Genomic DNA, 20,024 nt, shown 5'->3' on the forward strand with positions numbered 1-20,024 from the left:
ACAACCCTTAATCGGCGTCCGCCCTAATCTCCACTCATGCCGGTACCGCCGCTCCCCCTGCAGTTCGAGTTTCTCGGCCCCGAGACGCTCCCGCTCCTCCTGGTACTCGCGGGGCTCGGGCTCTCGGTCGCCGAGGCGCTCGCTCCCGGCGCGAACTTCGTCGTTCTCGGGGTCGCGCTCCTCCTCGCCGGCGTCGTGGGCTTTCTCCTCGGCCCGCTCGCGTCGCCGCTGATCCTCGGCGTCCTCGTCCTCCTGTTCGGGGCGCTCTCGCTGTACGGATACAGGGAGTTCGACCTCTACGGCGGGAAGGGAACAGCGAAGACGAGCGACTCGGACGCGCTGACGGGCAAGTTCGGGCGCGTCACGGAGCGCGTCACGCCGACGTCGGGCGAGATAAAGCTCGACAGCGGGGGGTTCAACCCCTACTACTCCGCGCGCTCGATGGACGGCGACATCCCGGAGGGGACCGAGGTGATGGTCATCGACCCCGGCGGCGGGAACGTCGTCACCGTCACGGCCGCCTCCGAGTACGAGGACGAGATCGACCGCGAACTCGCCCGCGGGCGGGCGCAGGACTCGTCCCTCGCCGACGACGCCGAGACGGACGCCGACACCGACGTCGAGACGGACACCGAGACCGAGACCAACTAGCCCGTTTACGACTCCGACGTCGCGTCGGGCGCGTACTGCTCGTGGATGCGGTCCATGCGGGCGGCCATCACGAAGTCGGTCTTGTGGAGGCCGTCGATCTTGTGCGTCCACATCTCGACGCGCACCTCGCCCCACGCGAGGTGGAGGTCGGGGTGGTGCCACTCCTCCTCGGCGAGTTCGCCGATCTCGTAGGTGAACTCGAGGGCGTCGCGGAAGTCGTCGAACGCGTAGGTGCCTTCGAGGTGGTGGTCGTCGACGACCTCCCAGACCTCGCCGTCGATTTCGGCGAGGTACTCCGCGTACTCCGCCTCGGTCAACGGTTCGTCCTCTGAGGTGCACGCCTCACACGGCTCGTCCGCGAGTTGCGCTGCCATACACGCCCCAACGGGCTCCCGGCACCTATGTTCGGTGGTTTCCTCTCGTCACCCGCCTCAGCCGACGCTGAGGACCTCGACTTCGAACACCAGCGTCTTGCCCGCGAGTTCGTGGTTGAAGTCCACGACCACGGCGGCGTCGGTGATGGCGGTCACGTCACCGTGCAGGCCGTTCTCGGCGTGGACGTGCAGGCCGATTTCGGGCTCCTGCCCGACCATCCCCTCGAACGTCTCGGGGTCGTACTCGCGGACGCGCTCGTCGAGGAACTCGCCGTACGCCCGCTCCGGCGGGACCGTGATGGTCGCGGACTCGTCGACGGCGAGCCCTCTGACGCCCTCGTCGAGACCTTCGATGACCGACTCCGTTCCGACAGTGAACGAGAGGGGCGTGTACTCGTCTCGGTCACGGCCCTGCGCCTCGGCGAGACCGGCCGCCTCCGCGACTTCGTAGCGAGACGTGTCGAACACCTCACCCCCCTCGAACCGTCCGACGTAGTCCACGGTGACGATATCTCCAGGCTCGACGGTCGCTGTCATCGAACGGTGGTGAGTGGAGCGGGCGGATAAATCGTTCCGTCGGCCTCACGGCCGTCAACGATTAACGCACGCGACCCCAGCCAACGCCTATGCGCGCGCCACACTCACCCCCGGGAGAACCCGTCGTCGGCAACGCCATGCGCTTCGCCCGGTCGCCGTTCGACGTCCTCGACACGCTCGCGGCCTCGTATCGCGAGGGCGTCGTCCATCTGTCGGGGATGGTCGGTCCCGGCATCTACGTGGTGCTTGACCCCGCACTCGTCCAACGGGTCCTCGTCGACGACCACGCCCGCTACCGGAAGCCACAACTCCGCCCGGAACTCGTCGACCCGCTCATCGGCGAGGGGTTGTTGACGAGCGAGGGCGACCTGTGGAAGCGCCAGCGGACGACGCTCCAGCCGGCCTTCTTCACCTCCCGTCTCCGGGGGTTCGGCGACACTATCGTCGACTTCACGCGCGCGACGACCGACGGATGGGCCGACGGGAGCACGGTCGACGTCCACCGCGAACTCGGCGTGCTCACCGTCCGCATCATCGCCCGGTTGCTCCTCGGCGTCGACCTCTCCCGGGCCGACGCCGTCGACGTCGCGGAGGCGATGGAGCAGGTGGGAGAGACGCTGGCGCTCTCGCCCGGCAACGTCGTCCGGCCGCCGTGGCTCCAGACGCCGCCGCCACGCACGTACCGGCAGGCCATCCGCGAACTCGAAGACGTGACGGCGCGGGTCACCGCGATGCACGAACCGGAGGGGGACGACGTCCTCTCGCTGCTCCGGCGCGCGGTCGACGCCGACCCGGACGGCTTCCCCGACGACGAACTCCGCGACCAGGTGATGACGATGCTGCTGGCCGGCCACGAGACGACGGCGCTCACTCTCACGTACGCGCTGTTTCTCCTCTCGGAGAACCCCGACGCGCGGGCGGAACTCCACCGCGAAGTCGACGACGTCGTCGACGGCGCGCCCACGTGGGCGGACCTCGCCGCGCTCGACTACACCGAGCGAGTCGTCCACGAGACGCTCCGCGTCCTGCCGCCGGTGTGGGCGGTCTTCCGCGAACCGCTCGTCGACGCCCGACTGGGCGAGTACCGAATCCCCGAGGGCGCGCCGATGATGCTCCCGCAGTGGGCGCTCCATCGCTCGGGGAGACACTGGGACGCTCCCCGAACGTTCGACCCGGACCGCTGGCGGGGAACGAAGCCCGCCGAGACGCCGGCGTACTTCCCGTTCGGGGCGGGGCCGCGCGCGTGTATCGGCCGACAGCTAGCCATCGTCGAGGCGAAGCTCATCCTCGCAACCGTGTTCGCGGAGTGGGACGTCGAGGTGCTCGTCGACGACCTCCCGCGACGCGCGGCCATCACGATGCAGCCGACGGAGCCGGTTCCGGCGCGCGTGCACCGTCGGTGAGTGCGGCCGCTCACTCGCCTCCGTCGGGTTCGACGACGAGCGTGAAGACGAGGTCGGCCCCGTCCTGCAGCGCGGCGACCAGTTCCCGGTCGAAACCGGCGGCGGCGTGGTCGGCGTCGACCAGCACCGTCCGGTCGTCGACGTAGTCGCTCGTGCGTGCGACGGCCGAGCGGTCGCTCTCGAACGTCAGGTCGGGGTGTCCGCGTCCCTCGACGACGTGGACGCGCTCACCGACTCTGACCTCGCAGATGATGCGCGCGTCGTGTGACCGACACGCCTCGACGAACGCGGGGTCGAAGTCCGCGGGCGCCCGGTCGGCCTCGATGCCGAGAATGCAGTCGCCCGCGGGCGTGAGCCAGTCGTCGGTCGTCACCTCGAACGTGCTCGCGTGCTCGGCTCGGACGTTCTCGTGGCCCTCGGCGCGAATGACCTCTCTCATACCCGCGCCTGAGGGGCGACGGACAAGTCGGCGTCGGTTCGCGACCACCGCGTCGGCCGTTCCTGTCGCCGTATCGTCGCTTTCCGCCGACTCCGCTCCCGAGTTGTTTATATACTCAGTGGAATATGTGAGAACGACCCACACGGGCGTTTCGAGCGGTATGCCAGCGGTTTTCACACGTTCATCCACCGAAGTATTTATATATACTTGGCCTGTAGTCGTAGGTACCTGAACGCCACCGGCGTTCCGGCGGCACCGCACGCAGAATGATCGGGAGTTCTCTTACACGGCCGGTCGCACTCAACCGCACAGCCGCCGCGCTCGGCAGGGTGATGGTACAGAGGTTCGATTACGCATGGTAACAAAACAAGAAGTCCTCGAAGAATTCGACGTTAGCGAACTCGAAACAGCAAACAACGTCGAGCTCTCGGATGAGAAGCTCGAAAACGGTTCCAAAGGTCAGCTTATCAAGCTCGCAGGTCAGCTGCGAGACCGACGAAACGAGCTGAACCAGATGGCCTCCGAACGCGCCTCCAAGCGCGACGACCTGAACGCGAAGACGCGTGAGAAGGTCGACGAGGCCCAGAAACACCGCGAGAAGCGCGACGAGCTCAACGAACAGGTCCAAGAGCACAAGCAGCAGCGCAACGAGCTCAACGCGAAGGCCAACGAGCTGTTCGACCAGGTCGAGCAGATGAAGAGCGACCTGGAGCTCGACGACGGCACGGACATCGAGGAGCTCGAAGAGGAAATCGAGCAACTCGAGTTCCGCCAGCAGACCGAGGTCCTCTCGACCGAGGACGAGCGCGAACTCATCGAGAAGATCGAGAACAAGCGCAAGGAGCTCAAGCAGCGCAAGGAGAAGGTCGAAGACTCCGGCGAACTCGAGGAACTCATCGACGAGGCCGAGTCCGTCCGTTCCGACGCCTCCCAGCACCACCAGAAGGTGACCGAACTCGCCGACGAGGCCCAGGAACACCACAACCAGATGATCGAGGCCTACCGCGCGGCCGACGAGATTCGCGACAAGGCCGACGAGATGCACGAGCTCTTCGTCGAGGCCCAGGAGGCCGCCGACCGCCACCACGAGGACTTCGTCCGCGTCCAGAAGCGCCTGCGCGAACTGGACAAGGAAGAGGAAGAAGAGCGCAAGGACGAGCGCGCCGAACAGCGCGAGAAGGCGAAAGAAGAGGCCGAGGAGATCTACCAGCAGTTCAAAGAGGGCGAGACGCTGGACACCGAGGACCTCATGAAGCTGCAGAAGGCCGGCCTGCTCTAAGTCGCGGTCGAGTCTCACTCTCTCTCACGGTCTTTTTATTCGGCGCGTCCCCACGGAGTCGGTATGAGCGAACGCACACGGACAGTCGTCACCCTCGTGGTTGGCCTCGTCGCCGCGGCCGTCGCCGCCGTCGTCGGCTGGGCGCTCCTCGTTCGGTTCCCGGCCGACCTCGCGGACCTCCTCGGCGTCGTTCTGGTTGTTGGCCTCGTCGTGCTCGCGCTCCGCTTCGTCGCGCGCGCGATGCGCGCCCGATACCCCGCGTACGACGTGGCCGAAGTCGCCGTCACCGGTCCTATCTCCCGTGACGGCGGCCCCGGTCCGCTCCCCACGAGTCCGCGCGGCACCCCCGCCGACGACATCGTCGAACAGATCGAGCGCGCCGACGAGGACGACGCGGTCGAGGGCCTCCTCGTCAAACTGAACACCCCCGGGGGAGAGGTGGTTCCGAGCGACGACATCCGCCGTGCTATCGTCCGGTTCGACGGCCCGACGCTCGCGTACGCGACCGACACTTGCGCGAGCGGCGGCTACTGGATCGCCAGCGGCTGTGACGAACTGTGGGCGCGCGACGCCTCCATCGTGGGCAGCATCGGCGTCATCGGCTCGCGCGTGAACGTCTCGGACCTCGCCGAGCGCCTCGGCGTCTCCTACGAGCGCTTCGCCGCCGGACGGTACAAGGACGCCGGTATCCCGCTGAAAGAGATGGACGACGACGAGCGCGCCTATCTGCAAGGGATCATCGACGACTTCTACGACAACTTCGTCGAGCGGGTCGCCGAGGGGCGCGAGATGGACGAGGCGGCCATCCGCGACACCGAGGCTCGGGTGTTCGTCGGTCGGGACGCCCACGAGCGCGGCCTCGTCGACGACATCGGTGCGCGCGACGACGTGGAAGAGCGCCTCGCCGGCCTCCTCGAACGCGACGAGGTCGACGTCGAGGAGTTCACGCCCCAGCAGTCGCTCGCGGCTCGCCTGCGCGGCGGTGCGGAATCGGTCGCCTACGCGCTCGGTGCCGGTATCGCCGGGCGCGTCGTCGGCGACGGCGAGGAGCCGCTGAAGCTCCGGTTCTGAGCGCTCACCCGTCGCTCTCCGCTCCGTTCTCGTCGCCGCTCCCGACGACCGCTTCCGCTTCGACTTCGACGAGCAAATCGGGGTCGATGAGCCGCGACACTTCCACCATCGACGTGGCCGGACGCACGTCGCCGAACACCTCGGCGTGTGCGTCTCCCACCGCCTCCCAGTCGTCGATGTCGACGACGTACATGCGGGTCCGCACGACGTCTTCCACCGCTCCACCGGCTTCCTCGACGGCCGAGACGACGTTCTCCATCGCCCGCTTCGCCTGGCCGTGAGGGTCGCCGACGGCGACGACGCTTCCCTCATCGTCCGTGGCCGTCGTCCCGGAGACGCAGATTCGGTCGCCGACGCGCACTGCCCGGGAGTAGCCGACGCGCGGTTCCCACTCGGTGCCGCTCGTGACGGTTCGGCGGTTCATCGACGGTGAGGTGGTGCGCGAGCGACGTGACTGTTGTTCTCCGTGATTTTCACCGCTGGGGTGGTTCGCCCTGAGAGAGTGTGGTAGGACTCCTCGTCTCTTCAGACGTGACAGACCTCCCCCCGGCCGAGATTCGCGTGCGGATTACAGAGCGTCTCCCCCGAACGCGGACGGTCGCCAGTGCCCAGTGTCCCGACGGAACGAGGTGGGCGAGCACCGCTATCGACCGACAGGAGCCCCTCAGAACGGTCGGGGCCCAACACCGTTAATTGGCTCCTCGTCGTTCGCTCGTGCATGGACGAACACCGCGGCACGACGCCCGAGATAGAGGAGCGTCGCATCCGCCTCCGCCCGGAGAACGACGCGGTCGGCACCTGGCTCGAACGGCTGTTCGACGCCACCTCCGAACTCGTCGTCTTCGCCATCCCGGCGTTCGTCCTCGTCGTCCTGTTCAACAGCGCCACCCTGAGCGGGCGGACCATCGTCACCGCGACGGGCTTCATCCTCGTCGCGGCGGCCATCAAGCGTCGGACGCTCGCCGTCGGCGCACCCTGGCCGAAGACGAGCACGCGACTCAGCCTCGCACGCCTCGCGTACTTCAACACTGTTGTCGTCGTCGGCGTCGTCCTCCCCGGTCTCGTCGGGACAGCGACCGGCGCCGGCCCCGCACTCGTCCTCCCGACGGCGTTCGTGGTCGGCCTCGTCGGCGCGGGGCTGTTCCCGCCGCTCGTCGCGCTCATCGGACGCGGCGGCGACTGATCCGACCTTCCCCGGCGGACGCGAATCTTTTTGCGCGCGCCACCCACCCTCGGCGTATGGTGTCTGAGATTTTCGACGCGGACCGCTGGGAACCCGTCGACGTTGCGGCGGAGTTCACCGACGTCACCTACCACCGGGCCGTCGACACTCCCGCCGTTCGAATCGCGTTCGACCGACCCGAAGTGCGAAACGCCTTCCGACCCCGGACGGTCGACGAACTGTACGTCGCGCTCGACGACGCCCGACAGCGCGCGGATATCGGGTGTGTCCTCCTCACCGGCAACGGTCCCTCGGAGACGGATGGCGGCTGGGCCTTCTCGTCCGGTGGCGACCAGGCCATCAGGGGGAAGTCGGGCTACGAGTACGACGGCGACGGCGAGGAGGGCGAGGAGTCCGCCCCGCGCGTCGGCCGCCTCCACATCCTCGAAGTCCAGCGGCTCATCCGCTTCATGCCCAAACCCGTCATCGCCGTCGTTCCGGGGTGGGCCGTGGGCGGCGGCCACTCCCTGCACGTGGTCTGTGACCTCACGCTCGCCTCCGGAGAACACGCCACCTTCAAACAGACCGACGCCGACGTCGCCTCCTTCGACGGCGGGTTCGGTTCCGCCTATCTCGCGCATCAGGTCGGCCAGAAGAAGGCGCGGGAGATATTCTTCCTCGGGCGGAACTACGACGCCGAGGAGGCCGCGGAGATGGGTATGGTGAACGCAGTCGTCGACCACGAGAAACTGGAGACGACGGCGCTGGAGTGGGCCGACGAGATCACGCGGAAGTCGCCGACCGCGATCCGGATGCTCAAGTACGCGTTCAACCTCGACACCGACGGAATGGTCGGCCAGCAGGTGTTCGCGGGCGAGGCGACGCGCCTGGCGTACATGACCGACGAGGCCGAGGAAGGGAGGGACGCCTTCCTAGAGAAGCGCGAGCCCGAATTCCGGAAGTTCCCCTGGCACTACTGAACGACCGTTTTACTTGCCGGGTGCGCCGGAGGCGCACCACTCCTCGCGAAAAGCTCGGCCAAAAACCCCCGCGAGGCGAGCGAACGCGAGTGAGGGTGCGAACCGGCCGGGGAGGTTCGTGGCTTCAGCGCCCTGGCGTCCGGGCCCCGGTGTGCTTCACTGAACCACTCGGATTCGACACGCCAACCTCGCCGACAGGACCGGACCGTCTCCGCCGCACTTCACCGGGACGCGCGAACCCGGCACCGGCCGACACAGAACCGCCTCATTCCTCGTCCGATTTCCCGTTACTTCCCGCGAACAGCAACCGATTCGGTTCGAATTTGGGTGAGAACTTGGAAATCACTCATTTACCGACGCCGCCTCCCTGTCATCGGGGGAGAGGAGGCGGCCACCCCGCCACGCCCCACGCAGACCCATGCCCACCTGTGACCACTGCCGGCGACACGTCTCGGACCGCTTCGCCCGCGTCTTCGCGGACGCGTTCGGCGAGATACACGCCTGCCCCGGGTGTGCCCCGAACGAGGGCATCGCGGAGGTCGCGAGACGACGCGCACAGGGGTAGAGCGGAAGAAACGGGGGGTTTAGGCTTCTCGCGTCCCGAGTGAGAGGAAATGAGCGCGACTTCGACCGACGTCTCCCGGACGAAAGCGTGGGTGATGGCCGCCCGGCCGCAGACGCTGCCCGCGGCCATCGCCCCCATCGTCGTCGGGACGGGACTGGCGGTCCACGACGGCGTGTTCGCCGCCCTGCCGGCGCTCTTCGCGCTCCTCGGCGCGGCGCTCATCCAGGTCGGCACGAACTTCGCGAACGACTACTACGACGCCGTCCAGGGCGCCGACACCGAGGAGAGGGAGGGGTTCACGCGCGTGACCGCCTCGGGGCTCATCTCCGCGCCCGAGGTGAAACGGGCGATGTACCTCACGTTCCTCGTCGCCGTCGTCGTCGGCACCTACCTGGTCTACGTCGGCGGCGTCCCCATCCTCGTCGTCGGCGTCCTCTCGGTGCTCTCGGGCATCGCCTACACCGGCGGCCCCTACCCGCTCGGCTACCACGGCCTCGGCGACGTGTTCGTCTTCGTCTTCTTCGGCTTCGTCGCCGTCGTCGGTACCTACTACGTACAGGCCGCTTCCGTCCTGAGCGGGGCGTTCCCCCTGTGGATTCCTCCCGGAACCCTGACGACGGCGGCCGTCGTCGCCTCCCTCCCCATCGCCGCCATCTCGACGAACATCCTCGTCGTCAACAACCTCCGGGACAGGAGAGAGGACGCCCGCACGGGGAAGCGGACGCTCGTCGTGCGCTTCGGTTCGCTGTTCGGGCGCGTGCAGTACGTCGCGCTCTTCGCGCTCGCGTACGCCGTCCCGCTCTACCTGTTCTCGACGCCGGCGTTCGGGCTTCCCGTCCTGCTCCCGCTCCTGTCGCTCCCGCTCGCCGCGCTCGTCACGCGGACCGTGTTGCAGGAGGAGTCCGGCGACGCGCTGAACCCCGCGCTCGAACAGAACGGCAAGACGCTCGCGCTGTACGCCGTCCTCGCGGCGGTCGGCTTCGCGCTCTGACGCCATGAGCGTCGACGTGACGCCCTTCGAACTCCCGCTCGCCCGTCCGCTGTCGACTGCCCGCGGCGACATCGAGGCGCGACGGGGGTTCGTCGTTCGCGGGTCCGTCGGCGACGAGTCGGGCGTCGGCGAGGCCACGCCCCTTCCGGGCTGGACCGAGTCGTACGACGACTGCCGACGCGCGCTCGACATCGTCGACGACCTCGGCGCGGCGCTCTCCTCGACCGTCCTCGACGACGCGCCCGCCGCCCGCCACGCGGTCTCGCTCGCGCTGTTCGACGCCCGTGCGCGCGGCGAAGGGGTGTCGCTCGCGCGCTTTCTCGCCGGGCCCGAGGGGCGCGTTTCCGACGCGGTCCCGGTCAACGCGACGGTGGGGGACGCGAGCGAGGACGAGACGGCCGACGCAGTCGAGGACGCTGTCGCGTCGGGTTACGACTGCGTGAAGCTGAAAGTCGGCGTCGGCGGGGTCGAGCGGGACGTCGAGCGCCTCGTCGCCGCCCGCGACGCGTCGTCCGAGGCCACGTTGCGCGTCGACGCCAACGGAGCCTGGACCACGGAGGAGGCGACGCGGTTCGTCGAGGGCGTCTCCGGTCGCGGGGTCGACCTCGCGTACGTCGAACAGCCGCTCGCTCCCGAGGACGTCGAGGGGCACGCGGCGTTCCGAGCCGAGTGTCCGTTCGACGTCGCCGTCGACGAGACGCTGGGGCGAAAATCGGTCGACGAGGTGCTCGCCGCCGACGCCGCGGACGTTCTCGTGGTGAAGCCGATGGCGCTCGGCGGGCCGGGGCGGACGCTCGCGGTCGCAGAACAGGCCCGGGAAGCAGGGGTGGAAAGCGTGGTGACGACGACCATCGACGCCGCCGTCGCTCGGGTCGGGGCGCTGCACGTCGCCGCCGCGCTCGTCGACCCGCCGGCGTGTGGGCTCGCGACCGGCGACCTCCTGAAACGTGACCTCGCGCCCGACCCTACCCCCGTCATCGACGGGGAGATGCGGGTCCCCGAGGGTCCGGGACTCGCCGGCGAGGCGTTCGCGGCGCTCGGCCTCGACGGGTAGCCTCTCGCGCGCGTCTAGCCCTCGACGACGTCGACGGCGCCCTTCATTCCCACCGCCTGGTGGGGGACGCAGTAGTAGCGGACCACACCGGGCTCGTCGAACGTCCGCTCGTAGGTCGTCCCTTCCGAAGACGCGAGTTCCGACTCGAACGCGCCGCCCTCTTCCCTGACGTTGTGCTGGCCGCCGCGGCCGGTCCACTCCCAGACGACGGTGGTTCCCGGCGAGACTTCGACGGCGACCGGATCGAAGAGGAGGCCGTTGCCCGCGCCGACGGCGACCGTCACCGTCTCCTGGCCGGTTCGGTCGGCCGCCGAACCGTCGTAGTTCGGGGCGTTGTCGAGCCAGTCGCCGTACGCGGCCGGTCCCGAGCCGCCACCACTGCCACTACTCTCACCACTACCACCACTCTCACCACTACCACTACCGTCACCGCCGCCACCGGAGCAGCCAGCGACACCCACCGCACAGGCGAGCGCTCCGGCGCGCAAGACCCGCCGACGGGTCGCCGGCGTCGTTCGTTCGGTCATGTCGGTTCGTTAGACTCCGTGGTCTTATCCGAACTGTTTCGCCTCGCTCTCACGACGGCGGTCCCCGGCCGACGGCGACGCGCCGGTGACACAGGTAGAGGCCGCCGACGGGCGGGAACAACAGTGCGACACCCGCGTACGCCCACTTGAGCGGACCGACCTCGACCCCGCCGACGCCGAGCGCGCGGGTGTCTTGGAGGAGTGCCGTCGCCGCGAGCGGGGCGAGGACGAGCGTGTAGAGGCTCTTCGCCGTCGCCCACAGGAACGTCCCGTCCACCAAGAGTTGCCACTCGACGAGCGCGAGGACCGCCCATCCGACCGCACAGGCGGAGAGGATGGCGAGCCACGGCCCGCGCTCGTCGCGGTCGGGTTCGTCGTCCGGGTGACGGACGGGGTCGGGATCGAACACACGCGGGGGTTGGCGCGGACGGAGTTGAATCGTTCGCCCCTCACCGTCCACGCCCCACACAACACGTTCATCACCCCCGGCGACGACGCCCTCGATACCACGATGACGCGAGCGAGCGACACGAGAGTCACGGTCTGGAACGAGTACCGACACGAGCGCGACTCCGACGAGGTTCGGGAAGTCTACCCCGACGGTATCCACGCGGCCGTCGCCGACGGTCTCTCCGAGGCGGGTTTCGAGACGCGGACGGCGACCCTCGACGACCCGGACCACGGCCTCACGCCCGGGATTCTGGAGGAGACGGACGTCCTCACGTGGTGGGGCCACCGCGCCCACGACGAGGTGCGCGACGACGTGGTCGAGCGCGTCTGCGACCGAGTACGGGACGGAATGGGACTGCTCGTCCTCCACTCGGGCCACTACTCGAAGCCGTTCAAGAGACTCATGGGCACCTCCTGCGCGCTGAAGTGGCGCGAGGCGGGCGAACGCGAGCGCGTCTGGACCATCGAACCCGGTCACCCTATCGCCGCTGGCCTCGACGAGTCGTTCGTCGTTCCGCGGGCGGAGATGTACGGCGAGCGGTTCGACGTGCCCGCGCCCGACGACCTCGTCTTCACCTCGTGGTTCGAGGGGGCGAGGTGTTCAGAAGCGGCTGCTGTTACACGCGCGGGAAGGGGCGGATATTCTACTTCCGACCGGGCCACGAGACCTACCCCATCTACTACCAGGAGGAGATCAGACGGGTGCTCGCCAACGCCGTCGAGTGGGCCGCCCCCACAGCGGGGCCGACGCCGCGGTTCGAGCGGTCCGAACCGGCCGAGGACGTCGATATCGGGTGAGAGCGTCTCGGTTTCGTCTCGACCCCGACCGTTGACGTAGCCGGTGTGCGGCAGACCGCGGGGGGCTCACCGCGCCCGTGTGTCGTGCGGTCGCCCGCTCGTTCTCGTCGGTCGTTCTCCCGACGCGCCCTCCCACCCTCTCGACACCCTCGTGCGACATCTCCATCGAGGTGACCGGGACTGTTTTACCCGCCCCACGCGTCCTCTCGCGTGTGACGACGCTCGTCCTCTGTGTCGACCGGACCGACGACATCGGCCGGAAGACGGGGCTCACGACGCCGGTCGTCGGCTGGGAAGCCGTCCAGTCGCTGGTCACGGAGGTGGGTCTCGCCGACCCCGAGGATTCGAGCGTCAACTGCCTCCTCGAAACGCTGCGCGTCGCCCGCGAACTCCGCGACGAGGACGACGAGGCGGTCGTGGCCGTCGTCGCCGGCGGCGGCGACTCCATCGTCGGCGCGGACCGCTCGGTCGCCGCGCAACTCGACCGCCTCGTCGAGGAGTACGCGCCCGACTCCGCGGTGGTGGTCATCGACAGCGTGCAGGACGAGCGGCTGGTCCCCGTCGTCGAGTCCCGCCTGCCCGTCGACGCCGTCGACCGCGTCGTCGTCCGGCAGGCGCACGACCTCGAATCGACGTACTACCTCCTGAAGCAGTTCCTCGCCGACGAGGAACTCCGGACGACACTCCTGGTGCCGACGGGAATCGGCCTCCTCTTGCTCCCGATCCTCCTGACACAGTTCTCCCCGACTATCGCACTCGCGGGGCTGGCGTCCCTCCTCGGTGCGGCGCTGTTGTACAAGGGCCTCGCGGTCGACGAACTCCTCGAAGACGTCCCCGACCGGCTTCGGGCGGCGATGTACTCCGGGCAGGTGTCGGTCGTGACGTACGTCGTGAGCGCGGGGCTCACGCTCGTCGGGGTGTTCCTCGGCGCGCTGTCGGTGTCGAACGCCCCCGTCGGGGAGACGGCGCTCCTCCCGGCGATGCAGTTCACCTACGCCGCCGTGCCGTGGCTCGCGCTCGCGGCGCTCACCGCCAGCGCGGGTCGACTCCTCGACGAACTCATCAGCGCCGAAGGCGTTCGGACGCCGTACCTGAACCTCCCCTTCGGGGTGGTCGCGCTCGGCCTCGTCGTCCGGGGCTTCTCGGGCTACTTCCTCGAACGTGAAGGCGTCCTCTCCAATCTCGTGCTGTTCGACCGCGTCCTCCTCACCGCAACGCAGCGGCTCGCGCTGTTCATCGTCGTCGGTATCGTCGTCTCGCTCGTCGGCGTCCGCGTCGCCGTCCGCGTGACGGACGACGGTATCGACGCTGTCGACGCGGGCGGCGGCGAGGACGCGGACGCCTGACCCGGCCGCGGGTCGGTTCCCTACCGCGTTCCCCGGCTCCGGTACTCGCCGTGTTTCACGCCGAGCGCGAGACAGATAGCCCCGAAAACGATCATCGAGGGCGTCACCATCATCAACACCGTCGACGGGGCCATCATGGGTGCGGCGACGAGCGCGCCCGTCCCGACGGCGATGAGGACGGCGAACACCAGCACGGTCTTTCCGAGGTCGAACTCCATACCGGGGTTCGGGACGTGTGAGACTAAGCCGTTACGGCTTCTCCCACGCGGTTCAGTTCCAGGGCGCCCAGTCGGGGTCGACGCGGCGGTCACGGGTGTCGAGGTCGTCGATGCGCGCGACGTCCTCGTCGTCGAGAGACACGGCAAGCGACTCCCAGTTGTCGCGGATGTGTTCCGTGGAGGTCGCCTTCGGGATGGCGGTCACGCCCTTCGCGCGGAGCCACGCGAGCGAGACGCCCGCCGGACTGGTGTCGTAGTCGTCGGCCAGTTCCTGCAGGAGCGGAACGTCGAACACCTTCCCCCGCGCCAGGGGGGAGTACGCGACGACTTCGACGTCGTGTTCGGCGCAGGCCTCCCGGAGTTCTTCCTGCGGGAGGAGCGGGTGGAGTTCTACCTGGTTGGCGAAGACGGGCGCGTCGAGGACGTCGATGGCCTCCTCGACCTGTTCCGGCTGGAAGTTCGAGACGCCGACGCGGTCGATTTTCCCCTCGTCGTACAGTTCGTCGAACGCCGCGAACGTCGACTCGGGGTCGTACTCGTGGGAGGGCCAGTGGACGTACAGCAGGTCGACCGCGTCGACACCGAGGCGGTCGAGCGACTCCTGTGTGGAGGAGTGCACGTCGTCGTACGCGAGGTTGTCCGCCCACACCTTCGTCGCGAGGAACACGTCCTCGCGGGGGACGTCGGCGGCGGCGATGCCGTCGCCGACCTCGTTCTCGTTGTCGTACGCCTGTGCGGTGTCGACGTGGCGGTATCCCATCTCCAGCGCCTCCCGGACGGCGGTCCGACACTCCTCGGAGTCGGTGTTCTGCCAGGTGCCGAGACCGAGCATGGGCATGCCGTTCGTGAGAGGGGCGGCGTCGCTGCCAGTCGTTCGTGTCATCACTCGGAGAAAAGAAGAGTACACTGAAACGGGTTGCGAAACCCCCCAGTCGTGCCGCGTTCGGACCGTCGGGCCGAGCGAGCAACGCCGATGTCGCTCCCGACAGCGGATAGAGGAACACTGATTACTCGGAGGCAACAGCGTGGGGTATGGACGAGCGTTTCGACGTGGTAATCGCCGGCGCCGGGCCGGCGGGCGCACAGTGTGCACGAGACCTTGCCACGAGAGAGTACGACGTGCTCGTTCTGGAGACCGAAGCCGAGGCGGCGTTCCCGAAACAGAGCAACAAGTCGACGGGAGGGACGTTCCCGTCGATGCTGACGGCGTTCAACGTGCCGGACGACGTCGTGATGCAGTTCACCGACAGCATCGTGCTGGAGTCGCCGAACGGCTCCTACAGTCGACCACAGACCGGCGCAGTCTTGGAGTTCGCCGACTTCAAGCGCTTCCTCGTCCGGGACGGGCGAGAGAAGGGTGCCCAGTACCGGTTCGACGCGCGCGTCTCCGGGCCGGTCGTCGAGAACGACGAGGTCGTCGGGGTGCGGTACAACGGCGACGAGGAGGTGTACGCCGACGTCGTCGTCGACGCGACGGGCCCGGCGGCCCCGCTCGCCCGCGCGCTGGACGTCGTCGACCTCCAGCGCGAGAAGCAGGCCATCGGCGTCGAGTACGAGTTCGAGGGGGTCGACCTCGACCACCCCGACTACGCCGACCTCCACGACGCGATGATGCTTCGGCTCGACCACGACCTCGCTCCGGGCGGCTACTCGTGGATCTTCCACACCGGCGACGACACCGCGAAGGTCGGCCTCTGTTACATCCAGAACGAGAGTCACCGCGAGTACGGCAAGGACGGCATGACCATCGACGGCTACCTCGACTACTGGATCGAGACGGACCCGCGCTTCGCCGACGCGACGCGGCTGGAGGGGAAACAGCACCGTGGCTCGGCGCACATCCAGATGCCCACCGGGCTCAGTACGGACAACTTCATCGCCATCGGCGACACGGTGCCGACCATCGACCCGCTGTGGGGCGAGGGCATCCACAAGGGGATGAAGTCCGCGCGCGCGGCGGCGATCACCGTCGACAGCTGTCTCACACCCCACGAGCAGGACACCTCGGCCGAGCAGATGGCAGTGTACGACCACCTCTGGCACACGGAGGTCGCCCCGAAGATGCGGACGCGCCTCCTGATGACGGAACTGCTGTACCTCGCGCCAAACGAGCGCTACGACACGCTGATGCGCGACCTGAACCGGGCCCCGGCCGAGACGCTGAACGAGGCGAACAGAGGGAATCTGCGGTCGCTGTTGAAGCTCCTGCACGTCAAGGACGCCTCGATCCTGAAACGGCTGGCCGAAGAGCGGTTCCGGAACTGACCGGGCCGTCCGAGCCACCCGGACGCGTCACGGCCGCGTAACACCCGGTGTGACCTGACCCTCACTCTCCAGCCCGCCGCAACGACAGAGCTATTGTGGTATGTGGTGTCGTCTAACACGGGTGGTTCAGATGGTCGAACTCTCCGCACACAACACCAACGCCGTCGCGCACCGCATCGCGGGCGACTCGCTCGTCTACGACTGTCCGAACTGTGAGTTCGGGGAGGTCCTCGTCACGGCGCTCCTCGACTTCGACGACGCCCGGTGTCTCGACTGCGGGACCCGTTATCGGCTCCGGGTCGAACCAGTCGAGTGACCGGGCCACGGCCCGACCGCCGCGCCCGACACGCCGCCAGCCGGGCTGTCGGGCGCGACCCGACTGGACGGAAACGATGATGTTCTCGGGCGACGTACTGGTGTGAGCTATGCGTGGTCGTCTCCTCCCTCTCGTCGCGCTCCTCGTCGTCGTCGCCGGCTGTACGGGCACGCTCGCCGAGGTGCGCTCGGCCCCGGCGACGATTCCCGATGCCGCGCTGACGCCCGTCGGGTACGTCCACGGGAACACCACCGAGGTGCCGCTCACCTACCCGGTCGGGGTGGGGCCGGTCTCCCGCGACGTCACCGTCTACGTCTGGGTCTCGGGCTACTCGCGGACCGTCACGGACGAGTCGGATGCGAACGACACCGCCGCGCTGCTCGTCGTGAGTTCGCCCAACCGGAAGGTGGAGGGCCAGTCGGTCAACCCCTTCGCCCAGCTTTCGAACCGCGGCGTCGTCTCGGAACTGTTCGAGGTGGTCGCCGAGGCGGACAACGCCACGGGCGGCGTCATCGACGGCGTGAGCGCCAACGTGACGGACGTGGCCCGCCTCGAAGAACAGGGCGTTCAGAACCGGACCGTCCTCGGACAGCGCGTGGAGGTCGTCACCTACGCCGCGACGGTCCAGGTCGACACCGCGGCGGCGATGGGGGCGGGGACGTCGACGGCCACGCCCGTGGTCGACAGCGCGGACGAGAACGTAACGACCCGGACGCTCCTCGTCCACCTGATGGCCGTCGAGCACGGCGAGGACGTCGTCTTCGCCATGGGCGTCCACGGCGACGACATGGACGAGTCGGCGACCATCGCGGCGCTGATGGAGGCCATCGAACACGAGGCAGTTCTCGCGGAGTCGTAACGCTCGGCCGCGTCAGTCACGGCTGCGGCTCTTCGACCCGAAGGCCGCGGATATGAAGACGAGAGAACAGCGGGTGGCGGTCGGCCGGTTTCGCCGTTCAGTAGAACTCGCGGACGAGGTCCATCGCGCCCTCGGGCGCGCCGTCGCCGATGTCGCCCATGTCGCCGGAGAGGCCGTGTTTCTCCTCGTACGGAACGGAGTTCTCGTCCTGGTAGAGGATGCCCATGTACTCCTTCGAGGAGTCCAGTATCTTGTCCTTCGCCTGGTCTCGGTCCTGGGGTCGTGGTCGGTGTCGGCGAGGTCGACGAGGTTGTCGCGGAAGTAGTCGTAGGTGTCGACGTCGTTGAACGTCACACACGGGGAGAAGACGTTGACGAAGCCGAAGCCGTCGTGTTCGATGGCCTGCCGGACGAGTTCGGCGTGGCGCTTCGCGTCCGTCGAGAAGGACTGGGCGATGAACGTTCCCCCGCCGCCAGCGAGAGGGCGAGCGGGTTGACCGGGGGCTGCTGAGGGCCCTCGGGCGTGGTCGCCGTCTCGAAGTCCTCCCGGGAGGTGGGCGAGGCTTGCCCCTTCGTGAGGCCGTAGATGCGGTTGTCCATGACGATGTACGACATATCGACGTTCCGGCGGACGGCGTGGATGAAGTGGCCCGCGCCGATGGAGTAGCCGTCACCGTCGCCGCCGGCGACCATCACTTCGAGGTCGGGGTTGGCGAGTTTGACGCCCGTGCCGACGGGCAACGCGCGCCCGTGGACGCCGTGGATGGCGTACGAGTGCATGTACGTCCCGATCTTGCCCGAGCAGCCGATGCCCGCGACGATGAACGTGTCGTCGGGGTGGTTGCCGGTCTCGGCGAGTGCTTTCATCATGCCGTTCATCGTCCCGAAGTCGCCGCACCCGGGACACCACGTCGGCTGCTTGTCCGACTTGAAGTCGGTGAATCTGACGTCTGAGCTCATGCTTCGACCTCCTGGTCCGTCTTGAGAGCCGCCTCGATTTCCTCTGCGAGTTCGTCCGCCTTGAATCGCACGCCGTTGTACTTGTTCACGCGGGTGACGCGCGTCAGCGTGTCGTGTTCGACGAGGTCCGCGAACTGCCCCGTCGCGTTACACTCGACCACGACGACGTTGTCGGCCGCCTCGACCTCTTCGGATAAGTCGGGCCGCGGGAAGATGTACGGAATCGAGAGGAACCGCACGTCGACTCCTTCTTCGCGCAGGAAAGCGATGGCCTCCTCCATCGCCCCCTCGTTCGAGCCCCACGAGAGGACGAGGTTCTTCGAGTCGGAGTCGCCGAACTCCCGGGGGCTCCAGTCCTCGTTCGCCCGGGCGGTCTCGACCTTCCGGTTCCGCTTGTCGACCTGCTCGACGCGCATGTCGGTGTCCTCCGTCCGGCGACCGAGTTCGTCGTGCTCCAGCCCGGTGGACATGTGGGCTCCTCCGGCGGTCCCCGGTGCCGCCCGGGGGCTGACGCCGTCGTCGGTGAGCGCGTGGGCCTTGAACTGGCCCTTCTCGTTCTGCCACTCCTCGACGGTCTCGTCGTCGACGAGTTTCCCGCGGTCGATCTCGACGGCGTCCATGTCGAACGCGTCCGGCGGAAAGGTCTGTTCGGTGACCGCGAGCGCCAGGTCCGAGAGCAGATACACGGGCGTGTTGTACTTCTCGGCGAGGTTGAACGCCTCGACCGTCTTCCAGAAACACTCCGAGACCGAGGTGGGCGCGAGGACGAACCGGGGAATCTCGCCGTGGCCGCCGAACAGCGCCATGTTGAGGTCGCCCTGCTCCTGCTTCGTCGGCATCCCGGTCGAGGGACCCGAGCGCATCACGTCACAGATGACGAGCGGCGTCTCGCTCGTGGCGATCAGTCCGAAGGTCTCGGCCATGAGGTCGATACCCGGGCCGGAGGTGGCCGTCATCGAGCGGGTGCCCGCGCGCGCCGCGCCGAGCGCCATATTGATGGCGGAGAGTTCGTCCTCCGCCTGGACGACGTGCCCGCCGAACTGCTCGATGCGCCCGGTGAGATACTCCATGACGTCGGTCGCGGGCGTGATGGGATAGCCCGCGTAGAAGCGGCAGCCGGCGGCGATGGCCCCCATGCCGATGGCCTCGTCGCCGTTCAAGAGGACGTAGTCGTTGTCGGTCGTCTCCAGGGAGTAGTCGAAGTCGTGGTCGTACTCGTCCTCGACGTACGACTGACCCTTCCGTGCCGCCTGCTTGTTGTTGTCGACGATGGCCTGACCCTTGCCGCCGAAGCGCTTCTGCAGCGCGGAGTCGAGGTTCTCGATGGGGAAGCCAGCGACGGCACAGGCGGCGCCCAGCGCGACGACGTTGCGCATGATTGCGCCGCCGGCCTCCTCGGCGAGTCCTTTGAGGGGGACGTTCAGCCCGATCATCCCCTCGGGGATTTCGACGTCCTGCATCGTGGTTCGCTCGCCGTCGTAGATGATCACCGAGCCCTCGTGCAGTTCGTCGAGGTTCTCGTCGATGGTTCGCGGCGTGAGCGCGATGAGAACGTCCAGTCTGTCGACGACACTCTGAACCGGATCGACACCCGTCCGCACCTTGTACGCCGTGTATCCTCCGCGGATACGGGACGCGAAATCTTTCGAGGTGAAGACGTGTCGTCCAGCCCGTGAGAGTGCCTGGGCGAAAATCTTCCCCGTGGAGTCGATGCCATCGCCAGCCTCGCCGCCGATGGCCCAGTTGAAGTCCGCAGGCATGCTAGGAATCCGTACCCCTC

Annotated in this window: 22 protein-coding genes and 2 pseudogenes; 14 read left to right on the forward strand and 10 right to left on the reverse strand. The window is 68.0% G+C overall.

Features of this window, described 5'->3' with window-relative positions; genetic code table 11:
• Window positions 1–36: 36 nt before the first annotated feature.
• Window positions 37–651 (forward strand): NfeD family protein, encoded by a 615-nt coding sequence (locus tag C2R22_RS05365; RefSeq protein WP_103424844.1) that lies wholly within the window; start codon window positions 37–39, stop codon window positions 649–651.
• Window positions 652–656: 5 nt separating this feature from the next.
• Here C2R22_RS05365 and C2R22_RS05370 read toward each other — a convergent pair whose 3' ends face one another.
• Together C2R22_RS05370 and C2R22_RS05375 are read right to left on the reverse strand one after the other, a co-directional pair.
• On the reverse strand, window positions 657–1,025 hold the full coding sequence (locus C2R22_RS05370; RefSeq protein ID WP_103424845.1) for a 4a-hydroxytetrahydrobiopterin dehydratase: 369 nt from the start codon (window positions 1,023–1,025) through the stop codon (window positions 657–659).
• Between the two features lie 57 nt (window positions 1,026–1,082).
• Window positions 1,083–1,562 carry an FKBP-type peptidyl-prolyl cis-trans isomerase gene (locus C2R22_RS05375; protein WP_103424846.1) on the reverse strand — a complete coding sequence of 160 codons (480 nt, stop codon included), beginning with the start codon at window positions 1,560–1,562 and terminating at the stop codon, window positions 1,083–1,085.
• An 89-nt stretch (window positions 1,563–1,651) separates the two neighbouring features.
• Here C2R22_RS05375 and C2R22_RS05380 point away from each other — a divergent pair, with 89 nt between their 5' ends.
• Entirely contained in the window at window positions 1,652–2,965 is a 1,314-nt protein-coding gene (locus C2R22_RS05380) for a cytochrome P450 (RefSeq protein WP_103424847.1), read from the forward strand.
• A gap of 10 nt (window positions 2,966–2,975) precedes the next feature.
• Here the strand turns inward: C2R22_RS05380 and C2R22_RS05385 are convergent, their stop codons facing one another.
• Entirely contained in the window at window positions 2,976–3,404 is a 429-nt protein-coding gene (locus tag C2R22_RS05385; protein ID WP_103424848.1) for a DUF371 domain-containing protein, read from the reverse strand.
• A gap of 355 nt (window positions 3,405–3,759) precedes the next feature.
• Here C2R22_RS05385 and C2R22_RS05390 point away from each other — a divergent pair, with 355 nt between their 5' ends.
• Both C2R22_RS05390 and sppA read left to right on the forward strand, forming a co-directional pair.
• On the forward strand, window positions 3,760–4,683 hold the full coding sequence (locus tag C2R22_RS05390; protein ID WP_103424849.1) for a coiled-coil protein: 924 nt from the start codon (window positions 3,760–3,762) through the stop codon (window positions 4,681–4,683).
• A gap of 63 nt (window positions 4,684–4,746) precedes the next feature.
• Entirely contained in the window at window positions 4,747–5,754 is a 1,008-nt protein-coding gene (sppA, locus tag C2R22_RS05395; RefSeq protein WP_103424850.1) for a signal peptide peptidase SppA, read from the forward strand.
• Between the two features lie 4 nt (window positions 5,755–5,758).
• Here sppA and C2R22_RS05400 read toward each other — a convergent pair whose 3' ends face one another.
• Window positions 5,759–6,178, reverse strand: a complete 420-nt coding sequence (locus C2R22_RS05400) for a RidA family protein (protein ID WP_103424851.1) — start codon at window positions 6,176–6,178, stop codon at window positions 5,759–5,761.
• A gap of 294 nt (window positions 6,179–6,472) precedes the next feature.
• Between C2R22_RS05400 and C2R22_RS05405 the strand changes: the two genes are divergently transcribed.
• The 5 genes from C2R22_RS05405 to C2R22_RS05420 all read left to right on the forward strand — a co-directional run bounded on the left by C2R22_RS05405 (window position 6,473) and on the right by C2R22_RS05420 (window position 10,506).
• On the forward strand, window positions 6,473–6,937 hold the full coding sequence (locus C2R22_RS05405; protein ID WP_103424852.1) for a hypothetical protein: 465 nt from the start codon (window positions 6,473–6,475) through the stop codon (window positions 6,935–6,937).
• A gap of 56 nt (window positions 6,938–6,993) precedes the next feature.
• Window positions 6,994–7,896, forward strand: coding sequence for a 1,4-dihydroxy-2-naphthoyl-CoA synthase (locus C2R22_RS05410; protein ID WP_103424853.1), 903 nt, complete (start codon window positions 6,994–6,996; stop codon window positions 7,894–7,896).
• Window positions 7,897–8,314: 418 nt separating this feature from the next.
• The gene (locus C2R22_RS25570; protein WP_173862779.1) at window positions 8,315–8,461 is read left to right on the forward strand and encodes a DUF7563 family protein; all 147 of its coding nucleotides are present in this window, start codon (window positions 8,315–8,317) and stop codon (window positions 8,459–8,461) included.
• A gap of 49 nt (window positions 8,462–8,510) precedes the next feature.
• Entirely contained in the window at window positions 8,511–9,452 is a 942-nt protein-coding gene (locus C2R22_RS05415; protein ID WP_103424854.1) for a 1,4-dihydroxy-2-naphthoate polyprenyltransferase, read from the forward strand.
• Between the two features lie 4 nt (window positions 9,453–9,456).
• A complete protein-coding gene (locus C2R22_RS05420) occupies window positions 9,457–10,506 on the forward strand; it encodes a mandelate racemase/muconate lactonizing enzyme family protein (protein WP_103424855.1) in 1,050 nt (349 codons plus the stop codon).
• 14 nt (window positions 10,507–10,520) lie between these two features.
• Here C2R22_RS05420 and C2R22_RS05425 read toward each other — a convergent pair whose 3' ends face one another.
• Window positions 10,521–11,033 (reverse strand): halocyanin domain-containing protein, encoded by a 513-nt coding sequence (locus tag C2R22_RS05425; protein ID WP_103424856.1) that lies wholly within the window; start codon window positions 11,031–11,033, stop codon window positions 10,521–10,523.
• A gap of 49 nt (window positions 11,034–11,082) precedes the next feature.
• Window positions 11,083–11,442, reverse strand: coding sequence for a hypothetical protein (locus tag C2R22_RS05430; protein WP_103424857.1), 360 nt, complete (start codon window positions 11,440–11,442; stop codon window positions 11,083–11,085).
• A 102-nt stretch (window positions 11,443–11,544) separates the two neighbouring features.
• On the opposite strand from C2R22_RS05430, the pseudogene C2R22_RS05435 reads away from it, so the two are divergent.
• Window positions 11,545–12,281: pseudogene (locus C2R22_RS05435) on the forward strand (ThuA domain-containing protein).
• Between the two features lie 212 nt (window positions 12,282–12,493).
• Window positions 12,494–13,627 (forward strand): DUF373 family protein, encoded by a 1,134-nt coding sequence (locus C2R22_RS05440; RefSeq protein ID WP_103424858.1) that lies wholly within the window; start codon window positions 12,494–12,496, stop codon window positions 13,625–13,627.
• 20 nt (window positions 13,628–13,647) lie between these two features.
• Here the strand turns inward: C2R22_RS05440 and C2R22_RS05445 are convergent, their stop codons facing one another.
• Window positions 13,648–13,845, reverse strand: a complete 198-nt coding sequence (locus C2R22_RS05445) for a DUF7333 family protein (RefSeq protein ID WP_103424859.1) — start codon at window positions 13,843–13,845, stop codon at window positions 13,648–13,650.
• A 52-nt stretch (window positions 13,846–13,897) separates the two neighbouring features.
• The gene (locus C2R22_RS05450; RefSeq protein WP_103427580.1) at window positions 13,898–14,683 is read right to left on the reverse strand and encodes an aldo/keto reductase; all 786 of its coding nucleotides are present in this window, start codon (window positions 14,681–14,683) and stop codon (window positions 13,898–13,900) included.
• Window positions 14,684–14,877: 194 nt separating this feature from the next.
• On the opposite strand from C2R22_RS05450, the gene C2R22_RS05455 reads away from it, so the two are divergent.
• The 3 genes from C2R22_RS05455 (at window position 14,878) to C2R22_RS05465 (ending at window position 17,285) form a co-directional block, all read left to right on the forward strand.
• Complete coding sequence (locus tag C2R22_RS05455) at window positions 14,878–16,110, forward strand: digeranylgeranylglycerophospholipid reductase (protein ID WP_103424860.1); 1,233 nt, start codon at window positions 14,878–14,880, stop codon at window positions 16,108–16,110.
• 130 nt (window positions 16,111–16,240) lie between these two features.
• On the forward strand, window positions 16,241–16,426 hold the full coding sequence (locus C2R22_RS05460) for a hypothetical protein (RefSeq protein ID WP_103424861.1): 186 nt from the start codon (window positions 16,241–16,243) through the stop codon (window positions 16,424–16,426).
• A 109-nt stretch (window positions 16,427–16,535) separates the two neighbouring features.
• The gene (locus tag C2R22_RS05465) at window positions 16,536–17,285 is read left to right on the forward strand and encodes a DUF6517 family protein (protein ID WP_103424862.1); all 750 of its coding nucleotides are present in this window, start codon (window positions 16,536–16,538) and stop codon (window positions 17,283–17,285) included.
• Between the two features lie 97 nt (window positions 17,286–17,382).
• On the opposite strand, the pseudogene C2R22_RS05470 reads toward C2R22_RS05465, so the two are convergent.
• Both C2R22_RS05470 and C2R22_RS05475 read right to left on the reverse strand, forming a co-directional pair.
• Window positions 17,383–18,244: pseudogene (locus C2R22_RS05470) on the reverse strand (2-oxoacid:ferredoxin oxidoreductase subunit beta).
• Entirely contained in the window at window positions 18,241–20,004 is a 1,764-nt protein-coding gene (locus tag C2R22_RS05475; RefSeq protein WP_103424863.1) for a 2-oxoacid:acceptor oxidoreductase subunit alpha, read from the reverse strand. Before C2R22_RS05475 ends, C2R22_RS05470 begins: the two are co-directional and overlap by 4 nt.
• Window positions 20,005–20,024: the final 20 nt, after the last annotated feature.

Source organism: Salinigranum rubrum (assembly GCF_002906575.1).
In the GTDB taxonomy this organism is placed as follows: domain Archaea; phylum Halobacteriota; class Halobacteria; order Halobacteriales; family Haloferacaceae; genus Salinigranum; species Salinigranum rubrum.